General features: G+C 59.2%; 20 protein-coding genes. 9 read left to right on the forward strand and 11 right to left on the reverse strand.

Annotated features, from left to right (window positions below):
• Positions 1-368 precede the first annotated feature (368 nt).
• The 5 genes from CPter91_RS18245 to CPter91_RS18265 all read left to right on the forward strand — a co-directional run bounded on the left by CPter91_RS18245 (position 369) and on the right by CPter91_RS18265 (position 3,820).
• Positions 369-1,487, forward strand: coding sequence for an SDR family oxidoreductase (locus tag CPter91_RS18245; RefSeq protein ID WP_082792978.1), 1,119 nt, complete (start codon positions 369-371; stop codon positions 1,485-1,487).
• Between the two features lie 112 nt (positions 1,488-1,599).
• Positions 1,600-2,490 (forward strand): KPN_02809 family neutral zinc metallopeptidase, encoded by an 891-nt coding sequence (gene ypfJ, locus CPter91_RS18250; protein ID WP_061942663.1) that lies wholly within the window; start codon positions 1,600-1,602, stop codon positions 2,488-2,490.
• A 100-nt stretch (positions 2,491-2,590) separates the two neighbouring features.
• On the forward strand, positions 2,591-2,878 hold the full coding sequence (locus CPter91_RS18255; RefSeq protein WP_061942665.1) for a hypothetical protein: 288 nt from the start codon (positions 2,591-2,593) through the stop codon (positions 2,876-2,878).
• A 30-nt stretch (positions 2,879-2,908) separates the two neighbouring features.
• Positions 2,909-3,139 (forward strand): RNA-binding S4 domain-containing protein, encoded by a 231-nt coding sequence (locus CPter91_RS18260; protein WP_061942667.1) that lies wholly within the window; start codon positions 2,909-2,911, stop codon positions 3,137-3,139.
• 78 nt (positions 3,140-3,217) lie between these two features.
• Complete coding sequence (locus CPter91_RS18265; protein ID WP_061942669.1) at positions 3,218-3,820, forward strand: DUF924 family protein; 603 nt, start codon at positions 3,218-3,220, stop codon at positions 3,818-3,820.
• 5 nt (positions 3,821-3,825) lie between these two features.
• Here the strand turns inward: CPter91_RS18265 and CPter91_RS18270 are convergent, their stop codons facing one another.
• The gene (locus CPter91_RS18270; RefSeq protein WP_061942670.1) at positions 3,826-4,695 is read right to left on the reverse strand and encodes an MBL fold metallo-hydrolase; all 870 of its coding nucleotides are present in this window, start codon (positions 4,693-4,695) and stop codon (positions 3,826-3,828) included.
• 403 nt (positions 4,696-5,098) lie between these two features.
• On the opposite strand from CPter91_RS18270, the gene CPter91_RS18275 reads away from it, so the two are divergent.
• On the forward strand, positions 5,099-6,712 hold the full coding sequence (locus CPter91_RS18275; protein ID WP_236905852.1) for a bifunctional protein tyrosine phosphatase family protein/NAD(P)/FAD-dependent oxidoreductase: 1,614 nt from the start codon (positions 5,099-5,101) through the stop codon (positions 6,710-6,712).
• Positions 6,713-6,739: 27 nt separating this feature from the next.
• Here the strand turns inward: CPter91_RS18275 and CPter91_RS18280 are convergent, their stop codons facing one another.
• A complete protein-coding gene (locus CPter91_RS18280) occupies positions 6,740-9,034 on the reverse strand; it encodes a heavy metal translocating P-type ATPase (RefSeq protein WP_061942672.1) in 2,295 nt (764 codons plus the stop codon).
• 120 nt (positions 9,035-9,154) lie between these two features.
• Between CPter91_RS18280 and cadR the strand changes: the two genes are divergently transcribed.
• Complete coding sequence (gene cadR, locus CPter91_RS18285; protein ID WP_061942674.1) at positions 9,155-9,610, forward strand: Cd(II)/Pb(II)-responsive transcriptional regulator; 456 nt, start codon at positions 9,155-9,157, stop codon at positions 9,608-9,610.
• Between the two features lie 5 nt (positions 9,611-9,615).
• On the forward strand, positions 9,616-10,497 hold the full coding sequence (locus CPter91_RS18290; RefSeq protein WP_061942676.1) for a LysR family transcriptional regulator: 882 nt from the start codon (positions 9,616-9,618) through the stop codon (positions 10,495-10,497).
• A gap of 93 nt (positions 10,498-10,590) precedes the next feature.
• On the opposite strand, the gene CPter91_RS18295 is transcribed toward CPter91_RS18290, so the two are convergent.
• Positions 10,591-11,598, reverse strand: a complete 1,008-nt coding sequence (locus CPter91_RS18295; RefSeq protein ID WP_061942678.1) for an aldo/keto reductase — start codon at positions 11,596-11,598, stop codon at positions 10,591-10,593.
• A gap of 162 nt (positions 11,599-11,760) precedes the next feature.
• Here CPter91_RS18295 and CPter91_RS18300 point away from each other — a divergent pair, with 162 nt between their 5' ends.
• Positions 11,761-12,660 carry a LysR family transcriptional regulator gene (locus CPter91_RS18300; RefSeq protein WP_061942680.1) on the forward strand — a complete coding sequence of 300 codons (900 nt, stop codon included), beginning with the start codon at positions 11,761-11,763 and terminating at the stop codon, positions 12,658-12,660.
• A 48-nt stretch (positions 12,661-12,708) separates the two neighbouring features.
• Here the strand turns inward: CPter91_RS18300 and CPter91_RS18305 are convergent, their stop codons facing one another.
• From CPter91_RS18305 to CPter91_RS18340, 8 genes are all read right to left on the reverse strand, one after another.
• Positions 12,709-14,466 carry a DUF885 domain-containing protein gene (locus CPter91_RS18305; protein ID WP_082792981.1) on the reverse strand — a complete coding sequence of 586 codons (1,758 nt, stop codon included), beginning with the start codon at positions 14,464-14,466 and terminating at the stop codon, positions 12,709-12,711.
• A gap of 46 nt (positions 14,467-14,512) precedes the next feature.
• On the reverse strand, positions 14,513-16,339 hold the full coding sequence (locus CPter91_RS18310; RefSeq protein WP_167595191.1) for a GGDEF domain-containing protein: 1,827 nt from the start codon (positions 16,337-16,339) through the stop codon (positions 14,513-14,515).
• 152 nt (positions 16,340-16,491) lie between these two features.
• On the reverse strand, positions 16,492-17,640 hold the full coding sequence (locus tag CPter91_RS18315) for a glycosyltransferase family 4 protein (RefSeq protein WP_061942686.1): 1,149 nt from the start codon (positions 17,638-17,640) through the stop codon (positions 16,492-16,494).
• 130 nt (positions 17,641-17,770) lie between these two features.
• Positions 17,771-18,946, reverse strand: a complete 1,176-nt coding sequence (locus CPter91_RS18320) for a glycosyltransferase family 4 protein (RefSeq protein ID WP_231879958.1) — start codon at positions 18,944-18,946, stop codon at positions 17,771-17,773.
• Positions 18,888-20,303, reverse strand: coding sequence for a glycosyltransferase family 4 protein (locus CPter91_RS18325; protein WP_061942688.1), 1,416 nt, complete (start codon positions 20,301-20,303; stop codon positions 18,888-18,890). The genes CPter91_RS18320 and CPter91_RS18325 overlap by 59 nt, the downstream gene beginning before the upstream one ends.
• The gene (locus CPter91_RS18330) at positions 20,300-21,556 is read right to left on the reverse strand and encodes an ABC transporter ATP-binding protein (protein WP_061942692.1); all 1,257 of its coding nucleotides are present in this window, start codon (positions 21,554-21,556) and stop codon (positions 20,300-20,302) included. Before CPter91_RS18330 ends, CPter91_RS18325 begins: the two co-directional genes overlap by 4 nt.
• A complete protein-coding gene (locus CPter91_RS18335) occupies positions 21,556-22,365 on the reverse strand; it encodes an ABC transporter permease (RefSeq protein ID WP_061946392.1) in 810 nt (269 codons plus the stop codon). Before CPter91_RS18335 ends, CPter91_RS18330 begins: the two co-directional genes overlap by 1 nt.
• A gap of 20 nt (positions 22,366-22,385) precedes the next feature.
• Positions 22,386-23,867, reverse strand: a complete 1,482-nt coding sequence (locus tag CPter91_RS18340; protein WP_205631613.1) for a mannose-1-phosphate guanylyltransferase/mannose-6-phosphate isomerase — start codon at positions 23,865-23,867, stop codon at positions 22,386-22,388.
• Positions 23,868-23,874 lie beyond the last annotated feature (7 nt).

A 23,874-nucleotide genomic window follows, 5' to 3' on the forward strand; every position in this document is an offset into this window, starting at 1 on the left:
AAATAGAGTAATTCTTTATCCTTTGGTCACTTTCCAGAGGAGAAAAGTTCACGAACAGCAAATTTAAATGTTAAACAACAATTAATTAGTTAGCTTACTCTATGCGGCGCTATTGGAAGCAAATACAGAAATGACAAACGAATAACATGCAACCCTTTGTAAATCTTTGTATCTATCTGTCAACCATAGTATAGAATCGCGCGTTACATTGCATGCATAGCTGCGCATTGATATGGGAAAACGTAGAAAAACCAAATGCCGAGCCTGAGGGGGGTTCAGCCCATACCGCAATGTGCACTCCGTAGCCGGCCCACCAGCGGCCAGTCATCAACCCGTACCAAACTAGTTACAAGAGCATTTAGCCTTTAATGAATAATTTAATTTTGATGACCGGTGCGACCGGCTTTCTGGGTGGCGCCAACGCTGTCGAAGCAATTCACCGCGGGCTAGGCAAGAATCTGCTGTTGCTGGCACGCGCAGACACTCCTGCGGCGGCGCACGCCCGGGTTATCAAGAACCTGCAACTGCTGGGCGCCAGCGCGGCCGACATCGCGCAAATCGGCGTTGAACAGATCCTGTGCTCGGACTTGTCGGAACTCGACAACGTCGCCGGCGATCCGCGCCTGGACCAGGTATCGGTGGTGGTCCACTCCGCAGCCTTGGCAACTTTCTCGAATCATCCTTCGCTGGAAAAGATCAACGTCGACGGCACCCTGGCGCTCGGCAAGCTGATGCACCAGCGCCCTGCCCTGAAGCGCTTCATGTACATCGGCACCGCCATGGCCTGCGGCGAAGGCGCCGGCATCAATGCCATGGTCAAGGAAAACATCGACCTGCCGCTAGGCGACGAACACCTGGTGGCTTATACCCGTTCCAAGGCAATGGGTGAAAAGAAACTGCGCGACACCTATCCAGACTTGCCGGTAATCTATGTCAGGCCGTCGATCATCGTCGGCCACACCGTGCTCGGCTGTGCGCCGTCGCAAAGCATTTTCTGGGTCTTCATGGTGTGGCAACTGTTGGGCGCGCTGACCACTGCCCTCGATGAAAAAGTGGATGTGGTGCCGGTGGACTGGTGCGCGCAGGCGATCATCGACCTGGCGCAAAAGGAAACCCTGACGCACAACGTCTTCCATATCTCGGCCGGCCAGGGTTCCTCCGTCTCGTTCCGCGAAATCGACCTGGCATTGGCGGCGGCGCGCGGCATTGAGCCGATCGGCGCCACCTACAAGCAGATCACGCCGGATGCTATCGCCACCCTGCTGCCGCGCATGCGCGAGTGCGTGCCGGAATGTAATGACCGCCTGCTGCTGCGCGCGCTCAAGCTGTATGGCGCCTTCGCCGGCCTCAATTATGTATTCGACAACAGCAACCTGCTGGCGGAAGGGATCCGCCCGGCGCCACTGTTTACCGACTACGTTGCGCTGTGCGTCGAGTCGGCAAAGCACATCCCGATTGCCGAACAAATGAAATGGGACTTTAAATAGCCCCCGTGGCGCCACGCATATTTTCTGCATTCGTCGCTTGCCCCTAATTGCTGCTGCTTTCCGTTAGAATTGCCTTCTATTCAGGACAACAAATTCAACAGGGGTAACGACCATGAAATGGGAAGGCAACCGGGAAAGTGACAACGTCGAAGACCGCCGTGATGATGGCGGCGGTGGCGGTGGCGGCGGATTTGGCGGCCGCTCGATAGGCCTCGGGACCATTGCGATTGCTCTGGTCGCCTCATACTTCTTCGGTATCAGCCCGACCACCGTCATCAGCCTGCTGAGCGGCGGCGGCGGTCCGATCAGCCAACCGCAATCACAGCAAGCGCCCACCGCCAACCGCGGCAACCAGCCCGAAGATCAAAAGAAGAAATTCGTCAGGACCGTGCTGGCCGACACCGAAGATGTCTGGACCCAGATTTTCAGCGCCAACGGCAAGACTTACCCGCCGCCCAAACTGGTCTTGTTTACCAATGCTACCCGGACCGCATGCGGCACCGGTCAGACCGCTTCCGGACCGTTCTACTGCCCGGGCGACCGCACTGTCTACATCGACCTCAGTTTCTACCAGCTGATGCAGCAGCGCTTCCATGTCTCAGGCGAATTCGCCCAGGCCTACGTGATCGCCCATGAAGTCGGCCACCACGTGCAGAACCTGATGGGCATCATGGACAAGGTCAACAATGCCGAGCGCCAGATGTCGAAGGCTCAGGCCAATGCCATGTCGGTACGGCTGGAGCTGCAGGCTGATTGCCTGGCCGGCGTCTGGGCCTTCCATGCCAATCAGGCGCGCAGCATCCTGGAACAAGGCGATGTCGAAGGCGCGCTGAACGCCGCCACCGCCATCGGTGACGACGCCCTGCAAAAACAGGAACAAGGTTATGTGGTGCCGGACTCGTTCACCCATGGCACTTCGGCACAGCGAGTGCGCTGGTTCAAGCAAGGCGTCAGCAGCGGCGAAGTCAAATCCTGCAACACCTTTGAAGTGAAGACGCTTTGATCGATGCGCCTGGCAAAAGCCGACTAGCGCGGCTTGCCGGGCTTGCCGGGCGCTGAATTCAGACGCGCGCTCCCTCAATCCCTCATCGCAACTCATCAGCATGCCACATCAAGAAGCCATTCAATTGCTGCGCGGCGCCGTCGGCGCCCTGCACAACACCCCAGCCGGTATTGCCGCCCTATGCCGGACCTGGCGCGCGCAGACTGCCCTGCTGTCGGCATTGCCGCCGCGTTTTGCCGGGGTGGCGGAAAATATCCTGTGCCGGCTGGAGAGCGCCAGTCTGTTCTCGGAAGAAAGCTGCTCATACAGCCAGCACGACCAGCTAGCCCATCTTGGCGCCTGGCTCGATCAGGCGCAACTGGCGCTGCAAAAAAGCGCCAGCGTTTAAATTTTTAATCACCATCGTCATCGGAATGCTATGCAACAACTGGAACTACGCCTCAACAGCGACTACGTCGAACTCAATCAACTGCTCAAGCTGACCGGCGTCTGCGACAGCGGCGGCGCCGGCAAGGCGCTGGTCGCCAGCGGCGTGGTGTCGGTCGACGGCAAGGTTGAATTGCGCAAGACCTGCAAGATTGTGGCCGGACAAAAAGTCACCATCGGCGACCTGCTGATCTACGTGCTGCCGCGGCGCGCATCCAGCTGAGCGGTATTTCCCCGCCTCTTGGCGCCGCAGGAGAAACCCCGCCAGGCGAGCACGCCTGGGGTACCGGAGAGAGACGGAATGACGGAAGATATTTTGACGATCAGGCAATTCTGGTTCGGCGACCATCCGGACGACAGTGTCGTCGCCCGTCAGCAATCGGGCCTGTGGTGGAGCAAGAAGCCGGCCGTCGATCGGCAGATCAGGGAACGCTTTGAAAGCACATTGCTGGCAGCCGGAAACAAGCAGTTATCCAACTGGGAAACAACCGCACAAGGCGTGCTGGCGCTGGTGATCCTGCATGACCAGTTTCCCCGCAATATGTACCGCGGTACGCCACGCTCGTTCGCCTTCGATGCGCAGGCGCGCCGTTTTTGCAGGCTCGGCTTGCAGCCCGATTTTTATCGTACCTTGCGCCCGATCGAACGCAGTTTCCTGCATCTGCCGCTGACCCATTCAGAATTGCTGGCGGACCAGGAGCAGGCGGTGGCGCTGGACGCCGCGCTGGTCGATCAAGTCCCCGCCAGCCACAAGGAATGCTTTGCCGGCTACCTGTCGTCGGCTGTGCGCCATCGCGACATCATCGCCCGCTTCGGCCGCTTTCCGCATCGCAACCGTATCCTGCAACGGCCATCGACGCCGGAAGAACAGCTATTCCTGCAGCAGCCGGGTTCCTCCTTCTGAACACCCTATAGCGTTAGATTCAGGGGAATCTTGAGGTAGCTGACGCCGTTCTTCTCCGGCGCCGGCAATACCCCGGCGCAGATGTTGAGCTGGATCGACGGCAGCATCAAAGTCGGCAAGCCGAGGCTGGCATCGCGCCTGGTACGCATCGCGATGAATTCGCTTTCGCTGATGCCGTCGCGAACATGGATATTTTTTGCACACTGCTCCGCCACCGTGGCGACATGGGCCGGCTCGCGTCCCGGCGGCGGATAATCGTGGCAGACAAACAACTGGGTCGCCGGCGGCAGCGCCAATAAGCTGCGCACCGAACGATACAGGCTGCTGGCGCTGCCACCGGGAAAATCACAGCGTGCCGAGCCCAGGTCCGGCATGAACAAGGTGTCGCCGACAAACGCCGTTTCCTGCTCCACCAGATAAGCCATGTCGGCCGGCGTATGGCCGGGTACATGCAGCGCCTGCGCGCGTAGCTTGCCGATATAGAAAATCTCGTCTGCCGCAAACAGATGGTCAAACTGGGCGCCGTCCAGCAAGAACTCCGACTCCAGGTTGAACACTTTTTTGAACACGCCCTGCACTACCCGGATCTGGTCGCCGATGGCAATCGCGCCGCCTAGCTGCCGGCGTAAATAGGGCGCCGCGGAAATGTGGTCGGCGTGTGCATGGGTTTCCAGCAGCCATTGCACTTTCAGATTCTTGGCGCGCACGAATGCGATCACGCGATCGGCGGCGGCGGTCGAGGTATGGCCAGCCACCGGATCGTAATCCAGCACCGAATCGACGATGGCGCATTCGCTGCCTGCCGCCTCGTAGACGACATAGGTGAATGTCGACGTACCCTGATCAAAAATCACTTCTACCTGAGGAGTAGGCATCAAATCACATCCTTAAACTTAACAATAGGTAACTATATTTAAATATATATAATATTGACAATTGCTTAATCCATCTCTATATTATTAACAATTAAATAAGTAGCAATAAGGCAACTAACCAAAGATTTCACAGGAGCACTAAATCCCGCATGAGCCGCCCGCAGTAACCGCGAATTGTTACATGGTTTGATAAACAGAAGGCCATTCCCCGCATTCGCCAATCCATCCGTGTTCTCCGGACAGGATGAGTGCTTCTGCCTTGTCATCTTAAACATTTGCGACCCAAGGCGATAGCGTCGCGTATCGATACCCGATCCGCCGCCAGCATCAGCCGTCGACCCGAGCAGCCAGACCTTGTGCAGGCAAACCGTGCCAATCAGCCGTGAAGATGAAAGCATCACCTATGAATCTTAAAATCATCAAGCATAGCGAGTTATTTTCAACTAGCGGCCAGATCGACGAGGAAGAGTTGTGCGAGATTGCCGCCGCCGGCTACCAGTCGGTGATTTGCAACCGCCCCGATAATGAAGACGGCGGCCGTCACGTCTCCAGCGCGAAACTGGCCGCCGCCTGCGAAAGACTAGGGTTGGCATTCAGCTATCTGCCGGCAGACGCCACCCATCTCAGCAAGGAACATGGCGCCGCCTTGCGCCGGCTGCTGGTCAGCATGCCGCCGCCTATCCTGGCTTTTTGCCGCACCGGCAACCGCTCCACCAATATCTTCCGCCTGGCGAATGCCGCCGAGACCAGCAACCTCGCACTGCCCGGAGGGGCGGCGAACGACAAGCCCCGGCAATTTGAAGTCGTGATAGTGGGCGCCGGCGCTGGCGGCATTGCCGTCGCCGCCAGCTTGCTGCGGCGCGCGCCGAATATCCAGATCGCCATGATCGATCCCGCCAGCAAGCACTACTACCAGCCGGCATGGACCCTGGTCGGCGCCGGCGCCTACGCCCAGAAAAAAACGGTGCGGCCGATGGCCTCGGTGATTCCGCAACGCGCGCAATGGCTGCAGCGCTCGGTGGTGGAATTCCTGCCGGACCATAATCGCCTGCGGCTCGATGACGGCAGCCTGATTGCCTATCAGCAGTTGATTGTCTGCCCCGGTCTGCGCCTGGCCTGGGAAAAGATCGAGGGCCTGGAGCAAACCCTGGGGTGCAATGGCGTCACCTCCAACTACCGCTATGACCTGGCGCCGTATACCTGGCAACTGGTGTCGCAGCTAAAACAAGGCAAGGCCCTGTTCTGCCAGCCGGCAATGCCGATCAAATGCGCCGGTGCGCCGCAAAAGGCCATGTATCTGTCGTGCGACCACTGGCTGCGCAAAGGCGTGCTGGACAAGATTGCGGTTGAATTCCACAATGCCGGCGCCGTCTTGTTCGGCGTCGCCACGTTTGTGCCGGCGCTGATGTCCTACGTCAAGAAATACCGCACGCAACTGGTATTCGAATCGAACCTGGTCAAGGTCGACGGCGAGCGCAAGCTGGCTTGGTTCGATGGCAAGGATGGCGCCGGCAATATCGTGCGCCAGCAAAAATCGTTCGACATGCTGCACGTGGTGCCGCCTCAGGTAGCGCCCGACGCCGTCCGCAACAGCCCGCTGGCCAATCTAGACGGCTGGTGCGAAGTCGATCCGGCAACGCTGCGCCATGTCCGTTACCGCAATGTATTTGCGCTGGGCGACGTCAGCTCTACCGGCAACGCCAAAACGGTTGCCGCAATCCGCAAGCAAGCCGTGGTGGTGGCAGTTAACCTGTTGGCTGCTTGCGCAGGAAAGCCCTTGAGCGCGCATTATGATGGCTATGGCGCCTGCCCGCTGACGGTAGAAAAGGGCAAGGCGATACTGGCTGAATTCGGCTATGGCGGCAAGCTGCTGCCGACCTTCCCGCTCGATCCGGTCATCGCCCGCCGCACTAACTGGCTCCTGAAAACCACTGTGCTGCCCTGGGTCTACTGGTGCCTGATGCTGAAAGGCCGGGAGTGGCTCACCGGCTGCTCGGATTCGAAAGAGCTGCCATAACGGCGGCGAGCTCCGGCAGCGCCTATCTCAGCGTAACGCCCGCAGCAGCCGTAAACCGTTGAACACCACCAGCAGGCTGGCGCCCATGTCGGCGAACACCGCCATCCACAACGTCGCCTCACCGCTCAGCGCCAGCACCAGGAAGATTGCCTTGATGCCGAGCGCCAGCGTGATGTTTTGCATCAGCACGGCGTAGGTCTTTTTGCTGAGGCGGATAAAATCTGGAATCTTGCGCAGATCGTCATCCATCAATGCCACATCGGCGGTTTCCAGCGCCGTATCGCTGCCGGCCGCGCCCATGGCAAAGCCGATATCGGCTTGCGCCAGCGCCGGCGCATCGTTGATGCCGTCGCCCACCATGCCGACACAGGCGAAGCGCGTACGCAGATCGTTGATCGCTGCCAGCTTGTCCTGCGGCAGCTGGTCGCCGCGGGCATCACTGATGCCGACCTGGGCCGCGATGGCTTGCGCGGTGTGGGCATTGTCGCCGGTCAGCATCACTGCTTCCACGCCAATCGCGCGCAGCGCCGCCACGGCTTGCGGCGCAGTATCGCGCAACGTATCGGCCACCGCCAGGATCAGCAAAGGCTGCGACGCCGAGCACAGCACCACGGTGGTCTTGCCTTCGCTCTCCAGCGCCGACAGGCGCGCCTCCAGGGCCGGGCTGCAGATGTTCATTTCATGCACCAGCCGGTGATTACCCAGGTAAAACTGTTCACCGCCAATCTTGCCTTGCACGCCACGGCCGGTCAGCGCTTCGAAAGCGCTGACTTCCAGCAGGCTTTCAGCGGCCTGCCAATGCGCTACCACTGCGGTCGATACCGGATGATCGGAACGACCGGCCAGGCTGGCCGCCTGCCGCTGCAACTGGCGCAACAGGCGACCATCGGCGTCCGCCACCGGCTGCACCAGCTGCACATCGGTGACCCGTGGCTTGCCCTGGGTCAGGGTGCCGGTCTTGTCCAGCGCCAGGGCCTTGATCTTGCGCCCCATTTCCAGGTACACCCCGCCCTTGATCAATATCCCGTGCTTGGCCGCAGCCGCCAGGCCGCTGACGACAGTTACCGGGGTGGAAATCACCAGTGCGCACGGACAGGCGATCACCAGCAGCACCAGCGCCTTGTACAGCCATGGATAGAAAGCCGCGCCCACCAGCAGCGGCGGCAAGGTCGCCACCAGGATCGCCGCCAAGACCACCACCGGAATGTAATAGCGGGCGAACTGGTCGACGAAGCGCTGGGTCGGCGCGCGCTCGCCCTGGGCCTGCTGCACGCTCTTGATGATGCGCGCCAGGGTCGAATTGGCTTGCAGCGCGGTGACCTGGTAGACAAACGCGCCGCGCTCGTTGATGGTGCCGGCAAACACCTGGTCGCCGGCCTGCTTGGCGACCGGCATGCTTTCGCCGGTGATGGCCGCCTGGTTGATGGTGGTTTGTCCTTCCGTCACCAGGCCATCAAGCGGCACGCGCGCGCCCGGCTTGACGCGGATCAGCGCCGCCAGCCTGACTTCGCCGGTGGCTGTTTCGCGCCATTCACCGTCGGCGCCTTGCACCGTCGCCATGTCCGGCGCCATCGCCATCAAACCCTTGATGGCGTTGCGGGCGCGGTCCAGCGATAGCGCTTCAATCATTTCCGCCAGCGCAAACAGGAAAATCACCACCGCCGCTTCTGGCCACTGGCCGATGACTGCCGCGCCGATTACCGCCAACGACATGAGGAAATTCATGTTGAGCGAGAAATTGCGCAGCGCGATCCAGCCCTTCTTCAGCGTATCGAGGCCGCCAGTCAGTATTGCGGCCAGCGCCAGGCCGATCACCAGCCACGAGCTATCCTGGCCGCCGCTCCAGACCACCACTTCAGCACCGACCGCGGTGATACCGGAGATCGCCATCAGCAGCCATTTCTTGCGCGATATCTTGAACGCGCCGTCGCCCAGGCCTTCGGCAAGGCCGACGGCGCCGGTCAGCGTATCCGATTTAAGCGCCGGCTCCAGATCCAGGGCCTTGAGGGTGGCGACCAGCGTATCGATGGAGGGCAGACGATGCTGGACTGTCAGCTCGCGCTGGATCAGGTTGAACTGCATGGCTTCGATGCCGGCTATCTGCCGGAAGCGGTCGCGGATCAGCTTTTCCTCGGTCGGGCAATCCATCTTCTGGATCAGGAACACGGCCTCGTGCGCGCCATCGGCCAGGGCTGCGCGGCTGACGGCCGGGCCGGCGTCCGCCTGTGCATGATCATGGCTGTGGGCATGGCCATGCTGGTGACCGTGATGGTCATGATGATCGTGGGGATGATCGCTATGTTCATGCTGGCAACTGGCCATGGTGCTCTCCTTGACGCTGGTTTTGTCGATGCAAATCGCATACTCCTTGCATATTTAAAACCCTGTAGCTACTATAAGGTCAAGGATTTACGCGAAATAACCGGGAAAAGGAGCAGATCCATGACGGCTACTGCACTCAAGATCGGCGAACTGGCCACGCATGCCGGTTGCCCAGTGGAAACCATCCGCTATTACGAACGCGAAGGCCTGCTGCCGCTGGCGGCGCGCTCGCAAAACAATTACCGCTTGTACGGCCAGACGCATATCGAGCGCCTGCAGTTCATCCGCCATTGCCGCTCGCTCGACATGACGCTGGACGAAGTGCGCCGGCTGCTGCAATTCCGCGACCTGCCGGAAGACAACTGCGCGGAAGTAAATACCTTGCTGGATCACCATATCGACCACGTTGCCGCCCGCATCGCGGAACTGAAGGCGCTGCAGACCCAGCTGAAGCAATTGCGCAAGCAATGCCAGAAAACCCAGGCGGCCAAGGATTGCGGCATACTGCAGGGGCTGGCCAGCATGGATGATGATGCGCCCGCCAATCTCGGCAGCCATGGCGGCGGAGTACATTAAGGCCGATGAATATCAATTCGGACGATCTGCGGATCTTCATCGCAGTGGTTGACTGCGGCACGCTCAGTGCCGCCGCCGAGCAGTTGGGTCAAACCACTTCGGGACTGAGCCGCGCGCTGTCGCGGCTGGAGCAGAAGCTGGCCACATCGCTGCTGACGCGCACCACGCGCCGCATGGAACTGACCGAAGAAGGCCATCTGTTTCTGGAAAAGGCGCGCGCTATCGTGACTGCGATGGAAGAGGCAGAAGAAGCGATCCAGGTGCGCCACCAAAGGCCGTCGGGACGGCTGCGGGTGGATGCGTCGCCACCATTCATGCTGCATTGCGTCGTGCCGCACATCGCAGAATTCCGCAGCAATTACCCTGACATCACGCTGGAACTCACCAGCAATGACCAGAACATCGATTTGCTGGAGCAGCGCACCGATATCGCCATCCGCCACGGCGCCTTGCAAGACTCGATGCTGCATGCACGCCGGCTGGGAGCGAGCGCGCTGCACATCGTCGCCAGCCCCGGCTACCTGCGCCAGCATGGCACACCGGCCGACGCCGACGAGCTCAAACAGCATCAGCTGCTCGGCTTCACCCAGCCCGAATCGCTGAATATCTGGCCCTTGCGCCACCAGCAGGATGAGCAGCTCGGCATCAACCCCACCCTGCTGGCGTCCGGCGGCGAAACCATACGCCAGTTGGCGCTGCACGGCCTGGGAATCGCCTGCCTGTCGGCGTTCATGGTGCGCGAAGATATCGCCCGCGGCACCCTGATCGACATCCTCGCACCCTATAACAACGGCTACCGTCAGCAGATTCACGCGGTGTATTACCGCAATACCCAGCTGGCGCGGCGCATCAGCTGCTTTCTCGATTTCCTGCAATTGAAATTGTGAATCGCAGGTCGGGCAAATTTTTTGCCCACGCGTGACGGTAGATGTGCATAGGATCTTCTATGTGCATGGGCCACGTGTCGGCACAGGTCCCCCCTACCCGGCGTGCGGATGTTCACTATCCAGATGCGCCATCATCACCGGCGCATAACGTTCGCCGGCGATAGCGCCGGCCGGCAGCGCGGTTTCTATGCGCGCCAGATCGTCGGCGCTCAATTGAACATTGGTTGCCCCCAGCGATTCAGCCAGACGATCACGACGGCGGGCGCCAACCAGGGGCACGATGTCGCTACCGCGCGACATCACCCAGGCGATGGCAATCTGCGCCACGGTGGCCTGCTTGCTGTCGGCGATGGCGCGCAAGGCATCCAGAAGAGACAGGTTATGCGCCAGGTTGTCGCCGCTGAAACGCGGACTGCGGCTGCGGAAATCACCAGGCGTCAGCGTCTTGTCCTTGTTCCAGTGACCGCTGATCAGACCGCGCGACAGTACACCGTAAGCGGTCACGCCTATCCCCAGTTCGCGGCACACGGGCAGAATCTCGGCTTCGATGCCGCGCGAGACCAGCGAGTATTCGATCTGCAGATCCGAAATCGGATGCACTGCCTGCGCCCGCCGTATGGTTTGTACTCCCACTTCAGACAAGCCGATATGACGCACATAGCCGGCCTTCACCAGATCGGCGATGGCGCCCACGGTTTCCTCGATCGGCACGTTCGGATCGAGGCGGGCCGGACGGTAGATATCGATGTGGTCGGTACCCAGCCGGCGCAAGGTGTAGGACAGGAAATTCTTCACCGCTTCGGGACGGCCGTCGCTGCCGATCCAGGCGCCGGCTGGATCGCGCATGGCGCCGAATTTAACGCTCAGCAAAACCTGATCACGCTTGCGGCTACGCAGCGCCTCCCGGATCAGCATTTCGTTGTGGCCCATGCCGTAGAAATCGCCGGTGTCCAGCAAAGTAATGCCGGCATCGATTGCTGCATGCAGGGTGGCGATGCTTTCCGTTTCATCCGCCGGCCCGTACAGGTCGGACATGCCCATGCAGCCGAGGCCGATGACAGAGGATTGCGGACCGGTACTGCCTAGTTGTTGGGTTTTCATATTGAATCCTTGGTTGATTTATCCAGGTGCAGCGAACAGAAAAGACTGAGTTCGGCTGCCTTGAAACCATTATTGTCCATTCCCGCTATCGAATAAATGGGCATAAAATGATTTCTTTATTCGAAAATTACCAATAATCGCCTTGTTACGGAAGAGGGAAAAATGGACCGCATCCAGACCATGCAAGTCTTTGCAAGAGTGGCGGAGCTGGGCAGCTTCAGCCGTGCAGCAGAACAGCTGAATCTGCCGGCTGCGACTGTCACCAATGCGGTGCAGGCGCTGGAGAAGCACCTGGGTGTGCGACTGCTGCAGCGGACCACGCGCAAAGTGACACTTACCGACGAAGGCGTCACTTACCTCGAGCGTTGCACGCAATTATTAACCGAATTCGAAGATGTCGACGCCCTGTTCCAGCATGAACAGTTGCAGCCGCGCGGCGTGGTCCGGGTCGACCTGCCGGAGCGGCTGGCACATCAGGTGGTGATTCCGGCGCTGCCGGAGTTTTTCGCGCTCTATCCGCAGCTGCGGCTCAAGCTGACCGCCACCGACCGTTTTATCGACCTGATCGGCGAAGCGGTCGATTGCGTGGTGCGGGTCGGCGCACTCAGCGATTCCAGCCTGATCGGCCGCCGCATCGGCAGCCTGGAGCAGATCAACTGCGGCGCCAGGTCGTATCTGGAGCGCTACGGCAGACCGCAAACCTTGAGCGATCTGCAGCATCACAGGGTGGTGAATTTTTTTTCCAGCCGCACCGGCCGTGATCTCGGCTGGGAATACATGCAGGATGGCGAGCCGCGTTTCCTGAAACTGCCGGGCTTGATTTCAGTGGCCAGTTCCGATGCCTACCTGGCCAGTTGCAGCGCCGGGCTGGGGTTGATACAGGCGCCGCGCTTTGGCCTGGAAGAGTGGCTGGCGAGCGGCGAAGTGGAAGAAGTGCTGCCGGATTTCAAACCGCCGCCGCTACCGATATCCGTGGTGTACGCCCACAACAAACATCTGTCGCCGCGGGTGCAGGTGTTTGTCGACTGGATCGGGAAATTGCTGGCGGCGCGTTACGCTTAGGGCGGCCACGGCCGGTCCGGCTTGTCCCCGGAGCGGCCGATGTAGTAATTACTTGATCGAAGCCTGCTGCGCAATCCAGCCGTCGATCTGCGTCTCCAGCATCTCCAGCGGCAACGCACCGTTGTCGATCACAGCATTATTGAAGCGCCGCAAATCGAACTTGGCGCCCAATGCCATCTGCGCCTTTTCGCGCAACGCCTTGATCTTCAACTGGCCGATCTTGTAACCCAGCGCCTGGCCTGGATCGACGATGTAGCGGTCGATTTCCACCTGGTTGTCATGCGGCGGATTGGCGGTGTTCACATTCATGTAATCGATCGCTTGCTGGCGGCTCCAGCCGAGTGCGTGCATGCCGGTATCCACCACCAGCCGCGCCGCGCGGAACAGCTCATCGTTGAGGTGGCCGAATTTCGAGTAGGGGTCGGTATAGAAACCCATTTCACCGCCCAGACTTTCCGCATACAAAGCCCAGCCCTCGCCGAAAGCGACATACCAGCCAAAGCGGCGGAACGCCGGCAAGCCTTTGATTTCCTGCGCCCGCGCAGTCTGCAGATGATGGCCAGGTATGGACTCGTGCAGGGTAAGGGTTTCCATTTCCCATTTCGGCCGTGTCTCCAGCTTCGACAGGTTGGCGAAGAAATATCCCGGGCGCGAACCGTCAGGCGTGCCCGGTTCGTAATAGGCGCCGGCCTGGTTTTCCGCGCCAACGTCAGGCACCGCTTTGACATCGACCGGCGCCTTGGGAATATCGGCAAAGAAGCGCGGCAACTGTGCCGATGACGTCTTGATGATCTCCTTGTAGCCGGCCAGCAGGTCTTCCCGCTTGGTGAAATAAAAGCGCGGGTCGGTATTCAGGAAAGTGATGAATTCCGCGAACGTGCCGGTAAATCCGGTCTGCTGCATCACCAGCTTCATTTCGGCCTGGATGCGCGCCACTTCCTGCACGCCGATCTGGTGGATTTCCTGCGGCGTCATGCTGGTGGTGGTGTTTTCCCTGACCTTGTAGGCATAGTAGGCCGGACCGCCAGGCAGGCTGGAAGCGGCAATGCTATCGCGGCAGGCCGGCAGGTAGGTGTTGCTGACATAGGCATCAAGCTTGCGGAAAGCCGGCGCGATATCCTGCTGCAACAGTTGCTGCCCCTGGCGTGCCAGTTGCGCGCGCTGCGCCGCCGGAATCGATGCCGGCATATCCTTGAACGGCGCGGCCAGAGGACTGCTATCCAGCTTGGCGACGAATTCCTGCAACTGTCCGGGCACTACGCTCATGGTGACCTTGGGCGCCACCCAGCCGGACTTGACGCCCTGTTGCAATTGCGCGATCACGCCATCGACGTATTTCGGCAACGCCCGCAGGCGCGCCAGATAATTGCGGTAATCCTTGGCGTCGTTGAACGGCGTCTGCGCCACCAGTTGCGGAAAGTCGAACTGGACGCCGCTCAACTGCGTCAGCGGCGACGGATTGTAGGGATAGAAACCGGCGGCCTGGATATTTTTTTTCTTTTCGTAGATGAATAGATCGTAGGAAAGCAGATCCTGGCCGCTCAGCTTGCTGCGGTCGATGCGCACGGCTTGCGCCAGCATCTTCTCCTGATGTGCGTTGGCGGCCAGGCTGGCGGCCGGGGAAACGTCCGACAAACGATCGTTATAGCGATTGTCGCCGACGGCGGTCGCCATCTCCGGCGCAGTGCGCAAGCTCCATTGCCAGTCGCTATCGAATAGTGCGTTGAGTTGTTGTTGAGGGGTTGCCGCGTAGCTGAATGGCGTGAGTGCGAGTATTAGAGTAAGAACAAAAACGATTTTACGCATGCTGTCTCCAGATATTAGCCCGCTATTCTAGCAAACTAAGCCGGATTCATTTCTCAATGGAAACCGCCGACAGCTTTGCTGGTTCGTCGGCGCGCGCCCAGCCTTCGCCATCCTGCCCCCTGCCGCCGGCGTCTTGCCCGGGCTCGCGCGGCAAGGCCATGACTCTATTCCGGCCGCCGTCCTTGGCTTTGTACAAGGCCTGGTCGGCACGCACAATCAGGCTCTCCAGCGTATCGTCATGCTCAAAGGCGACCACGCCGAAACTGGCGCTGATCCTGAGAGAGACGCCGTCATCCAGCTGGAAATCGCAGGCTCCGATCTCAACGCGCAGCTTCTCCGCGACGGCCCGCCCTTGTTCCAGGTCGATTTCAGGCAGCAGCAGCAAAAATTCTTCGCCGCCGTAACGCGCCAACAAATCGACCTTGCGCCGGCAGCGCCTGCTCAGTTCAGCCACTTTGCAGAGCACCTGGTCACCAGCCAGATGGCCGTGCTGATCGTTGACGGCCTTGAAATGATCAACATCCATCAGGATCAAGGCCAGCTGCCGCCGATAACGCTGGGCAATGCCGAATTGCTGCTCCCCTTGTGCAAAAAAAGCACGCCGGTTCAGCAGCCCGGTCAGGAAATCCGTGTCCGATGCGGCCTGCAACTGCGCAATCATCTCTTCGCGTTCTTTTCCAAGGCAAATTCTCTCTTGGCTGTGCGCTTTCAATACATGGATCGCGCGCATCATGTCGCCGATTTCATCGTCGTAGCGCGGCGCCGGAATGCTGGTAATCAAGCGCTCGTTGGCCAGGGAAACGAATAAATCGGTAGCCTCGAGGATCGGTCTGAGGACACGCCGCCGTATCACTCGCAGCAGCAGAAAAAAAACTCCCAGGGCCAGAGTTGCCAGGCCGACGGTCGCCAGCAAGAAATAACGCGCCTTCAGGTTACGCTGCTCGGCCTCACGAATCATGTCCATGACGATCAGATCGCGCAGGCGGGAAATCGCCGCCATCTTCGGCACATAGCTGGCGATCATTTGGTCCGGAGTCAAGTCATAGCCTCCTGAGCTGCGTCCAATGACAAACAGCTTCGTCAGAAGATCAAGCCCGTCACCCAGGGGACCTTCACGAATCGACTGCAATGCTGTTTTGAACTCCGGCTTGTGGCTATATGCGCGCAGTTGCATTTCGATCACGCCATACAGTTGATCGACCTGCCCGGAGAGTTTAGCGAATGTGTATCTTTCCTGCGCCGTCAGCGGTCGTTGAGCGACCACTGGTGCAGTAAGGGTAGAGACCATCTGGCCGGCGACATTGCGCAGATTGGTGGCAAGTTGTGCGCTGTCCACACCGTCGTGGAACTGCTGATCCACTTGGATGGCGATGCTGGAAAGAGCCGCGACCACCGGCGCAAAAGTATCCAGGGTACTCGGGATCATGGCGATGGCGGCAGCGGCTGCTTCCGGATCGCGCTGCTCCTTTGGCCGTGCCGCCAGCGCGTCCATATCCGTGCGCGTCGCAGCCAGCCTCTGCTCTGTCAGCAGCAGGTCCGCCATCACCGGTGCCAGCCAAGGGCCGGGCCGTTCCTGCAAAGCCTGTCGCAGATTGCGTAGCGAGCGATCGCTGGCGGCCCGCACCGGCGCCAGCTTGCCGTGCATTGCCCTGTCTTCCGAAAAATCTTGCTGCAGCAGGAAATTACTCACCCCGCGTTCGGCGATCAGCTTCTCTTCCACCTGCAGCGCCAGGTGCAGTTTTCTGATCGCGGGTATGCTTTCCGTACTGCGTTGGTACACCTTCCATTCGCCATCGACAATGATGCCGGCGAGCGTCAGGAACAGCAGCATCAGCAATAGGGAAATTAGCCCAAATAAGCGATTTAGTGACATACGAAATGACATAGGTGCGGACCGAAATCCGGCACGAATGTAATCTATTGTTTTTAATAGTTAAACGCTATTTGAATGAAATAATCAATAGCTTACCTATCAAAGGATCCTATCACAAATCCAAAAATGCCAAGACGGATGCGGCCGCAGACTCAAGCGCCCAGGCTCACCTGCTGCTCTGTCACCCCACGCATCGCCAGCACATCGCGATACAGCGTGGCATAACTCTCACCCATCACCCGCGCCGTAAACAATTTCTGGTAACGCGCTTGCGCACGCACCCCCATGGCCTGCGCCTGGTCCGGGTTATTCCATAGCTGTTGCATCGCGGCCCTGAAAGCAGCGGGATCGCTGGGAGGCACCACCAGCCCGGTTTCGCCGTGGTTGTTGATATAACTGGTGCCGGTGCCGATTTCGCTGGAAATCATCGGCTTGCCATACATCGCGCCCTCCAGCAAAGAGATGCCAAAAGCTTCCGAGCGCAGGTGCGATGGAAAAACCAGGGCGTAGCATTGCCGCAGCAGCGCGACCTTGTCTTCATCGTTGACGATGCCGAGGAAGATCACATTGTTCAAACCTAGCTCGGCGGCGTGCCGCTTGAGCTCCTTTTCGATCGGGCCGGCGCCGACGATCACGATCGGATAATCGGTGCCGTGTGCTGCATCCAGCAGGATGTGCAAGCCTTTGTAGTAACGGATAGCACCGACGAACAGGAAGAAGCGGCCGCCTATGCGCTGCCGCCATTGCTCCATCACGGCTTCGGACGGCGTCGGATAACTGCTTTTATCAAGGCCGATCGGAATGACCTGGGTCTTTTCCTTGTAACCCGCCAGCACCGAACTGGTTTGCAGGTAGTTCGGCGAGGTCGCCACGATCGCGTCGACGCTGCTCAGGAAACGATGCATCAAAGGCCGATACAGCTGCAGCAGCACTTTGTAGCGCACGATATCGGAATGATAGGTGACCACGCTCGGCTTGTTCATGCGCGTGACGAAATGCGCCAGGTCCATGAACGGCCAGGGAAAATGGTAGTGCACCAGGTCGAAATCCTCCGCCAGCTGGGCGAAGCGCCTGATCGCCGACAGGGAAAAGCCGGTGGAGGCAATCTGCAGATCCTGCTTGACCCGGTGCACCAGGTGCCCGTGGTACATCAGTTCGGCCGGCTCCGGTGCTTCGCTCAGGGTCAGCACTTCGCTTTCAACACCGCTGGCGGACGAGCACTTGCACAACTGAAATATGGTCTGCGCGATGCCGCCATAGGATTCGGACTGGTAGGTCTTATAAAAATGAAGAACTCGCATTGCATCCTCTTTTGATTCCGCTTCATCATCCGTTGCGACAAGAAGTGAAAGCTATTTTCTATCGACGCTGACTGCCGGTCTCAGCGACAGTCCTTATCTTCTAACATCAAACAATATAAATAAACGCTATTTAACCATTTGCGACTTGCCGATATACCCCGGCGGTGATCGCCGCGCACCTTGTCCAGGAAAACGCCTGTGCGCGTAGCAGGCCGGCGACTCTCCGTTCTGCCCACAGCGCGTCATCCTCCAGCAGCCGACGCATCTGTTCGGCCAGCCCGTCATCATCCTGGGGATCGATATAAGTACCGGCCGCGGCGGCAACTTCCGGCAGGCTGGCACGATCCGACGCAATCACCGGCGTGCCGCTGGCCATCGCTTCCAGCAAAGGCAATCCAAATCCCTCATACAGCGAGGGGAAGACCATGATCCGGGCGGCGGCCGTGACACTAGCTAGGTCGTCCTGGCCCAGATAACCGGCAAAGCGCACGTGGCCGGCGTTCACCGCCCGCGCCAGCGCTCCGCTCAGTTCATCTGTCTGCCAACCTTCCATGCCCACTATCAGCAAAGGAAAACGTGTGCGCAGCTGTGGCGACAAGCGTGCATGCGCCTTGAGTGTCAGCACCAGGTTTTTGCGCGGCTCCAGCGTCCCGACAGACAGGATGAAACGACGGTAAGCCAGGCCCATCGCATCCAGGCGAGGCAACAATTCCGGTTCATCGCGCGGCCGGAAGATGGCGGAACAGGCAAGCGGGGCCAGCACTACTTTTTCTAGCGGCAGGTTGAACTGCTGCCTAAGCTCTGCTCCGATAAACTCGGAATCCACCAAGATCCGGCTGGCATGCGCCACGGCCGGCGGCAGGCGTCGTTCAATCTCCTTCAAACGATCCCTGGGCTGGGTGTGCGGATAATGAATATGTGTCAGGTCATGCACGGTCATCACGGTCGGTCCGGAAAAATCCAGGGGCCACAAGGTCGGTTCGTGATAAACGTGCGGACGGATCCTGTGCGTGCCGCGGTCAAAGCAGCGCTGCTCCAGCAGCCGCCGCATCCGGTAGGCAGCCGGCAGTAGCCGCTTGGCCGCTCCGGCCCAGCGCGAATATCCCGGCATGGCTGCGCCAGCCAGCTGCGGCCGCCAGCTGGTGCCGTAAAAATACTGCAACTCCAGATCGGAATGCTGCTGCAAGGCCAGCGCCAGTTCGGCAACGTAGTTGCCGATGCCGGTGCGCGGCGCCCGCAGAATTCCGCTATTCAGTGCAATTTTCAGTTTCATCAAGGCCGCCTGCCACATGCTTTTGTTGGACATGTTTTTTCCGCTTCACCTGCTGCAGGACACGCTGCACCAGCTGACGCGCGGAGTCTTCCCAACCAAGCCAGGACCAGTCTTGCATCTTTTGCGATGCCGGAAACATGCCGCTGCTTTCAAACTGAGCGATTAGGCGGCCCAACGATTCCGGCTGATCCAGGTCGAAGTAACTGATGAAATCGCCGCCGATCTCCCGGAAAACAGGAATGTCGCTGGCCATCACCGGCAAGCCGCGCTGCATGGCTTCCACCAGCGGCAAACCGAAACCTTCCACAAACGAGGGGAAAACCAGCGATTTCGCATGGCCGTAGGCGTATTCCAGTTCAACGTCGTCAAGATCATTGAACATGTACAGCCGCCGCTTCAGTTGCGGATGTTTCTTTACGCGTTCAATCAGGCGTTCATTCTTCCAGCCGATGCGCCCGACAAAACACAGGACGACGTCGCTGCCGTCTTCCCACAAACGCTCAAAGGCATCCAGCAAATAAGCGTGGTTCTTGCGCGGCTCTATCGTGCTGACCATGAGGTAAACAGAAAGACCGGAAGCGAATAATTTTTGCACCGCGGGACGCACTGTTTTGGCGGCATCAACCTGGTCAAGCTCGGAACCCAGATGAAAGAAGTCGAACCAGCGGTTGCTGGCCCGTTCGCTGCCCAGACGCCGCGTCACCTCGCTGTGCACCTGGTCGCGTATGGTGCTGGATATAGCGATGAAGCCGTCGGCCGTATTGGCGATCCATTCAAACCAGCGGTCGAACACCTGCACCAGCGGACCGTCGCAGAACTGCGGATGGGTCAAGGGGATCAGGTCGTAGATGACCGATACGATAGATACGCCTTGCCGCTGCAATTTTTCCGCGACCGGGAAAAAATCGGCGTGCCACGAAGAGTCGAGCAGCAGCAAGATATCGTCGTCGCGACAGGTCATTTCCAAAGCGCGCGGCTGTATATCAATGTTTGCCAGCATCTTTTCGGTCAGGTACAGAGGCAGCATGAACGAAAAACTGACCAGGCGGCACAGCACGTAGGTTACCCGCCTGACATTATGCGAGGCCTTCCACGGCCATAAGGGCAGCAGGCGCGAATGAAGCAGCCAGTAGCGGTTGCGTACCTGCACCAGCTTCTGCGCCACTTTTTCCAGCTTTTTCTGCAGGCGGCTGCGCCATGCATCGCTGTGACTGGGCGCCAGCTGCGTGACTTCAAGTATTTTTCCGTGCTTGAATATGACGGGAACGCACACTGCTTCGTCTTGCACTGCCGGCAGGCGATTGACGATGTTACGGACCACCCGCTGTATCCCCGAATTCATTTCGGGATGATGGAATACATAGGTGCATTCGATCAGCAATCTACTCATATTGTCACTCCATCCGTGCGCATGCTGCCGGCCGAGCGCTCAACCTCTATCTCAGCATCCAGGAATGCGCAGCCGACAAAATCCGGATGCTGGGTGTTGATCACATGAAAAATCACGCTGTAGTCGCGCCACTCGTAGTTGGTGTCAAGATGAGAATCCAGCCGCGACAAGGAAATGGCGACCGAATAACTCCCCTTACCCAGGTTCACCGGGAAGCGGCAGCGATACGTCAGGTTCTCGCCAGGCTGCAAGTCGGTCTGCGGCATCTCCAGCCGATGCGTGTTAATGCCGAAAATCGACTGCCCGAGCTTGTCCTTGATCATGTAGCCCATCACCAGGCGCGGCACTTCGGCATTGATCGCCACCAGGACTTCCAGCGTAGCGTAGGCGCCTACCTCGACGACATCCAGCCGCTTGCCCTCGTCATCCAGCAGATTCACCGACACAATACTGGCTTCGCCGGTGCCGGAAATGGTGCGCAGGCGGCCATCTTCCAACCGTTCCTGACGTACGGTCTGCTGCTCGCGTTCGGCCAGCATGGCATTGTAATAATCCATCACCTCTACCGGATCACCCTGCATTTCCAGGCGGCCGCGGTTAAGCAGGATGGCGCGATCGCAAATGGTCTGGATCGCATAGCGGTCATGAGAAACAATCAGCAAGGTAGTACCCGCGCGCCGGAACGCACGGATCCGCTCGAAACTCTTGTGCTGGAAATAGGCGTCGCCGACAGACAGTGCTTCATCCACAATCAGCACGTCCGGACGGCTGGCCGTGGCAACACTGAAAGCAAGCCGCATCTGCATGCCGCTTGAGTAGGTGCGCACCGGCTGGTCGATGTACTCGCCTATTTCGGCAAATGCTTCTATCGCCGGCATCAGCGCGACGATCTCGTCGCCGCGCAAGCCTTGCAGCTGGCCAGCCATGATCGCGTTCTGCCTGCCGGTAAAATCGGGATGGAAACCCATGCCGAGTTCCAGCAGCGCCGCCACCCGCCCCTGGATATCGATCGTGCCCGTCGTACTCTGGGTGGTGCCGGCAATCAGCTTCAGCAGCGTGCTTTTGCCGGCGCCGTTGATGCCGACGATGCCCACCGCTTCGCCGGCCGTCAGCTGGAAATCGATATCTTGCAAAACCCAATGCAACTGGTGCCGCGGCCTGGAAAACGGCGACATCCATTCGGCCAAGCGGGCCCAGCGCCCGCCATATGTCTTGTAGGCCTTACCCAGGCCTTTAACCGTCACGTTACCCATCAGAGTTCATCCACCATTTCACCGGAGTGTTTGCGAAACAGCAGCATCCCGAAGACGCACAAGGCTACGCTCAACAAAGCAACCGGCCACAAGCTGCTCCAATGCGGCCACGCCGCACTGATGAAGATTCCCTGGTAGGCGATGATCAAGGCGCTCATCGGATTAAATTTGAGCAAGGTCTGGACACCCGCGGGCAAGGTCGACACCGTATAGACAATCGGCGTGAACCAGAACCAGAACTGCAGCACGATGCCAAACAGCTGGCCGATATCGCGAAAAAAAACGTTCAGTACGCCAAGCACGATGCCAAGCCCCACCGAAAACAGCACTTGTAGCAGCAGCAGCGGCAACATGGCGAAGAAGACCCAGCCGGGGAAATTGCCGGAAACCAGCAGAAAACCAAGGAACAGAGCGAAGATGATGCCGAAATTCAGGCCCGCGTTCAACACCGTAATGATCGGCAGGCAGATGCGCGGAAAATTGAGTTTCTTGATCATGTTGCCATTTTCAAGAAACACGTTCTGCATGCGCGATACCGTCTCGGTAAAAAATCCCCAGGTCAGCAAGCCGGCGCACAGGTAAATCCCGTAGGCGAACTGGCTGCTGGCGTTCGGCAGGCGCGCATGCATGATCTGCGAGAAAATCACCGTATAGACCACGATCATGGCCAGGGGATTCAGCACCATCCAGGCCGCGCCCAGCATCGAATTCCGGTAACGCGACTGGAACTCGCGCCTGACGCTGCCGGCAATGAAGCCGCGGTAGTGCCAGATCGAACGCAAGAGGGTTTGCGCCCGAGTCTTCTGCATCAGTTTCAACACTTTCAGCACTATCGGCACCTGCCGTATTTGTCGTCGAAGCGGACGATATCGTCTTCGCCCAGATAGGCGCCGCTCTGCACCTCGATCATGACCAGTTCCAGCAAACCGGGATTTTCCAGGCGATGCCTGGTACCGGCAGGGATGTAGGTCGATTCGTTGGTATTGACATAGATTTCCCGCTCGCCGTTGACCACCTTGGCCATGCCGTGCACCACCACCCAGTGCTCGCTGCGGTGATGATGCATCTGTAGCGATAGCGATGCGCCCTGCTTGACCACGATGCGCTTGATCTTGAAGTTGGGTCCCTGCTCCAGCAAGGTATAGCTGCCCCATGGGCGGAACACGGTACGATGCAGCTTATAAGTATCGTGCTCGCTGCTTTTGAGCTGCTGTACCACTTTCTTTACGTTCTGCACATGGTCGGGATGCGCAATCAGCAGCGCGTCGGGGGTGTCCACCACGATCAGATTGTTGACGCCGACAGTCGCCACCAGGCGCTGCTCGGAATAGATGTAATTGTTCCTGCTGTCGATCAGGACTGCCTCGCCCAGCACACGGTTTTCCTGCTCGTCAGGCTCCACCAGTTGCCGCAAGGCGCCCCAGGAGCCGATATCGTTCCAGTCAAAGCCGGCCGGTATCACCGCGACCTTGTCGGAACGTTCCAGCACGGCATAATCGATCGAAATATCCTGCATCGCCATGAAACTTGCGCTGTCCAGTTCTTGCAGCAAGACGCCGGCAGAAGGAGCGGCCGGGCTGGCTTCGATACAGGCGGTAGCTGCCGCCAGAATCTCGGGTGCATGCTTTTCAAGTTCGGCTAAAAAGACCGACACAGAAAAGCAGAAAATGCCGGCATTCCACAGATGCTTGCCGCTGCCGACGAAGCCGGCGGCGCGCTCGGCATCCGGCTTTTCGATAAAACGTTTGACCTGCGCAGCACCAGCGCTATCGATCTGGTCGCCGCACTCGATATAGCCAAAGCCGGTTTCCGGCGTCAGCGGCCGTACACCGAAGGTCACCAGGTAGCCTTGCTTGGCGACTTCTATGGCGTGTCGCACCGCGTCGGAAAAACACTCGACATCCTTGATCAGGTGATCCGCCGGCATCACCACCATGATGGTGTTATCGCCATGCAAGGCGCGCAGCGACACGGCTGCCGCCGCGATTGCCGGCGCCGTATTGCGTCCGGCAGGCTCAAGCATGAAATGCGGACGGTGATGCGGCCCCAGGTCGGCAGAGATGAATTCGTCTTTGCTCTGGAAATAATAGTCGCGATTCGTGACGCTCAGGATATCGCCGCGGATGCCGATCTCGGCCACCCGCTGATAGGTTTTCTGCAGCAGGCTCTTGCCGTCCGGCAGCTTGATGAAGGGCTTCGGATGCCCTTCCCGCGAAACCGGCCACAAGCGCGTGCCGGCGCCGCCCGAAAGCACCACTGGCACGATCACGGCCGTTGCTGTTAATGGAATACCGGGTTCTGGCGTACGCATCTTGCTC

It is taken from the genome of Collimonas pratensis, from assembly GCF_001584185.1.
Lineage (GTDB): Bacteria > Pseudomonadota > Gammaproteobacteria > Burkholderiales > Burkholderiaceae_D > Collimonas > Collimonas pratensis.

Excerpts from the sequence above, each read along its gene's own strand:
- CPter91_RS18255 (WP_061942665.1), top strand. The coding sequence starts at position 2,591 with ATGCCACATCAAGAAGCCATTCAATTGCTGCGCGGCGCCGTCGGCGCC.
- CPter91_RS18280 (WP_061942672.1), bottom strand. The coding sequence starts at position 9,034 with ATGGCCAGTTGCCAGCATGAACATAGCGATCATCCCCACGATCATCAT.
- CPter91_RS18265 (WP_061942669.1), top strand. The coding sequence starts at position 3,218 with ATGACGGAAGATATTTTGACGATCAGGCAATTCTGGTTCGGCGACCAT.
- CPter91_RS18245 (WP_082792978.1), top strand. The coding sequence starts at position 369 with ATGAATAATTTAATTTTGATGACCGGTGCGACCGGCTTTCTGGGTGGC.
- CPter91_RS18290 (WP_061942676.1), top strand. The coding sequence starts at position 9,616 with ATGAATATCAATTCGGACGATCTGCGGATCTTCATCGCAGTGGTTGAC.
- CPter91_RS18305 (WP_082792981.1), bottom strand. The coding sequence starts at position 14,466 with ATGCGTAAAATCGTTTTTGTTCTTACTCTAATACTCGCACTCACGCCA.
- CPter91_RS18330 (WP_061942692.1), bottom strand. The coding sequence starts at position 21,556 with ATGGGTAACGTGACGGTTAAAGGCCTGGGTAAGGCCTACAAGACATAT.
- ypfJ (WP_061942663.1), top strand. The coding sequence starts at position 1,600 with ATGAAATGGGAAGGCAACCGGGAAAGTGACAACGTCGAAGACCGCCGT.
- CPter91_RS18270 (WP_061942670.1), bottom strand. The coding sequence starts at position 4,695 with ATGCCTACTCCTCAGGTAGAAGTGATTTTTGATCAGGGTACGTCGACA.
- CPter91_RS18310 (WP_167595191.1), bottom strand. The coding sequence starts at position 16,339 with ATGTCACTAAATCGCTTATTTGGGCTAATTTCCCTATTGCTGATGCTG.
- CPter91_RS18300 (WP_061942680.1), top strand. The coding sequence starts at position 11,761 with ATGGACCGCATCCAGACCATGCAAGTCTTTGCAAGAGTGGCGGAGCTG.
- CPter91_RS18335 (WP_061946392.1), bottom strand. The coding sequence starts at position 22,365 with ATGCAGAAGACTCGGGCGCAAACCCTCTTGCGTTCGATCTGGCACTAC.
- cadR (WP_061942674.1), top strand. The coding sequence starts at position 9,155 with ATGACGGCTACTGCACTCAAGATCGGCGAACTGGCCACGCATGCCGGT.
- CPter91_RS18260 (WP_061942667.1), top strand. The coding sequence starts at position 2,909 with ATGCAACAACTGGAACTACGCCTCAACAGCGACTACGTCGAACTCAAT.
- CPter91_RS18320 (WP_231879958.1), bottom strand. The coding sequence starts at position 18,946 with ATGTCCAACAAAAGCATGTGGCAGGCGGCCTTGATGAAACTGAAAATT.
- CPter91_RS18295 (WP_061942678.1), bottom strand. The coding sequence starts at position 11,598 with ATGAAAACCCAACAACTAGGCAGTACCGGTCCGCAATCCTCTGTCATC.
- CPter91_RS18315 (WP_061942686.1), bottom strand. The coding sequence starts at position 17,640 with ATGCGAGTTCTTCATTTTTATAAGACCTACCAGTCCGAATCCTATGGC.
- CPter91_RS18325 (WP_061942688.1), bottom strand. The coding sequence starts at position 20,303 with ATGAGTAGATTGCTGATCGAATGCACCTATGTATTCCATCATCCCGAA.
- CPter91_RS18275 (WP_236905852.1), top strand. The coding sequence starts at position 5,099 with ATGAATCTTAAAATCATCAAGCATAGCGAGTTATTTTCAACTAGCGGC.
- CPter91_RS18340 (WP_205631613.1), bottom strand. The coding sequence starts at position 23,867 with ATGCGTACGCCAGAACCCGGTATTCCATTAACAGCAACGGCCGTGATC.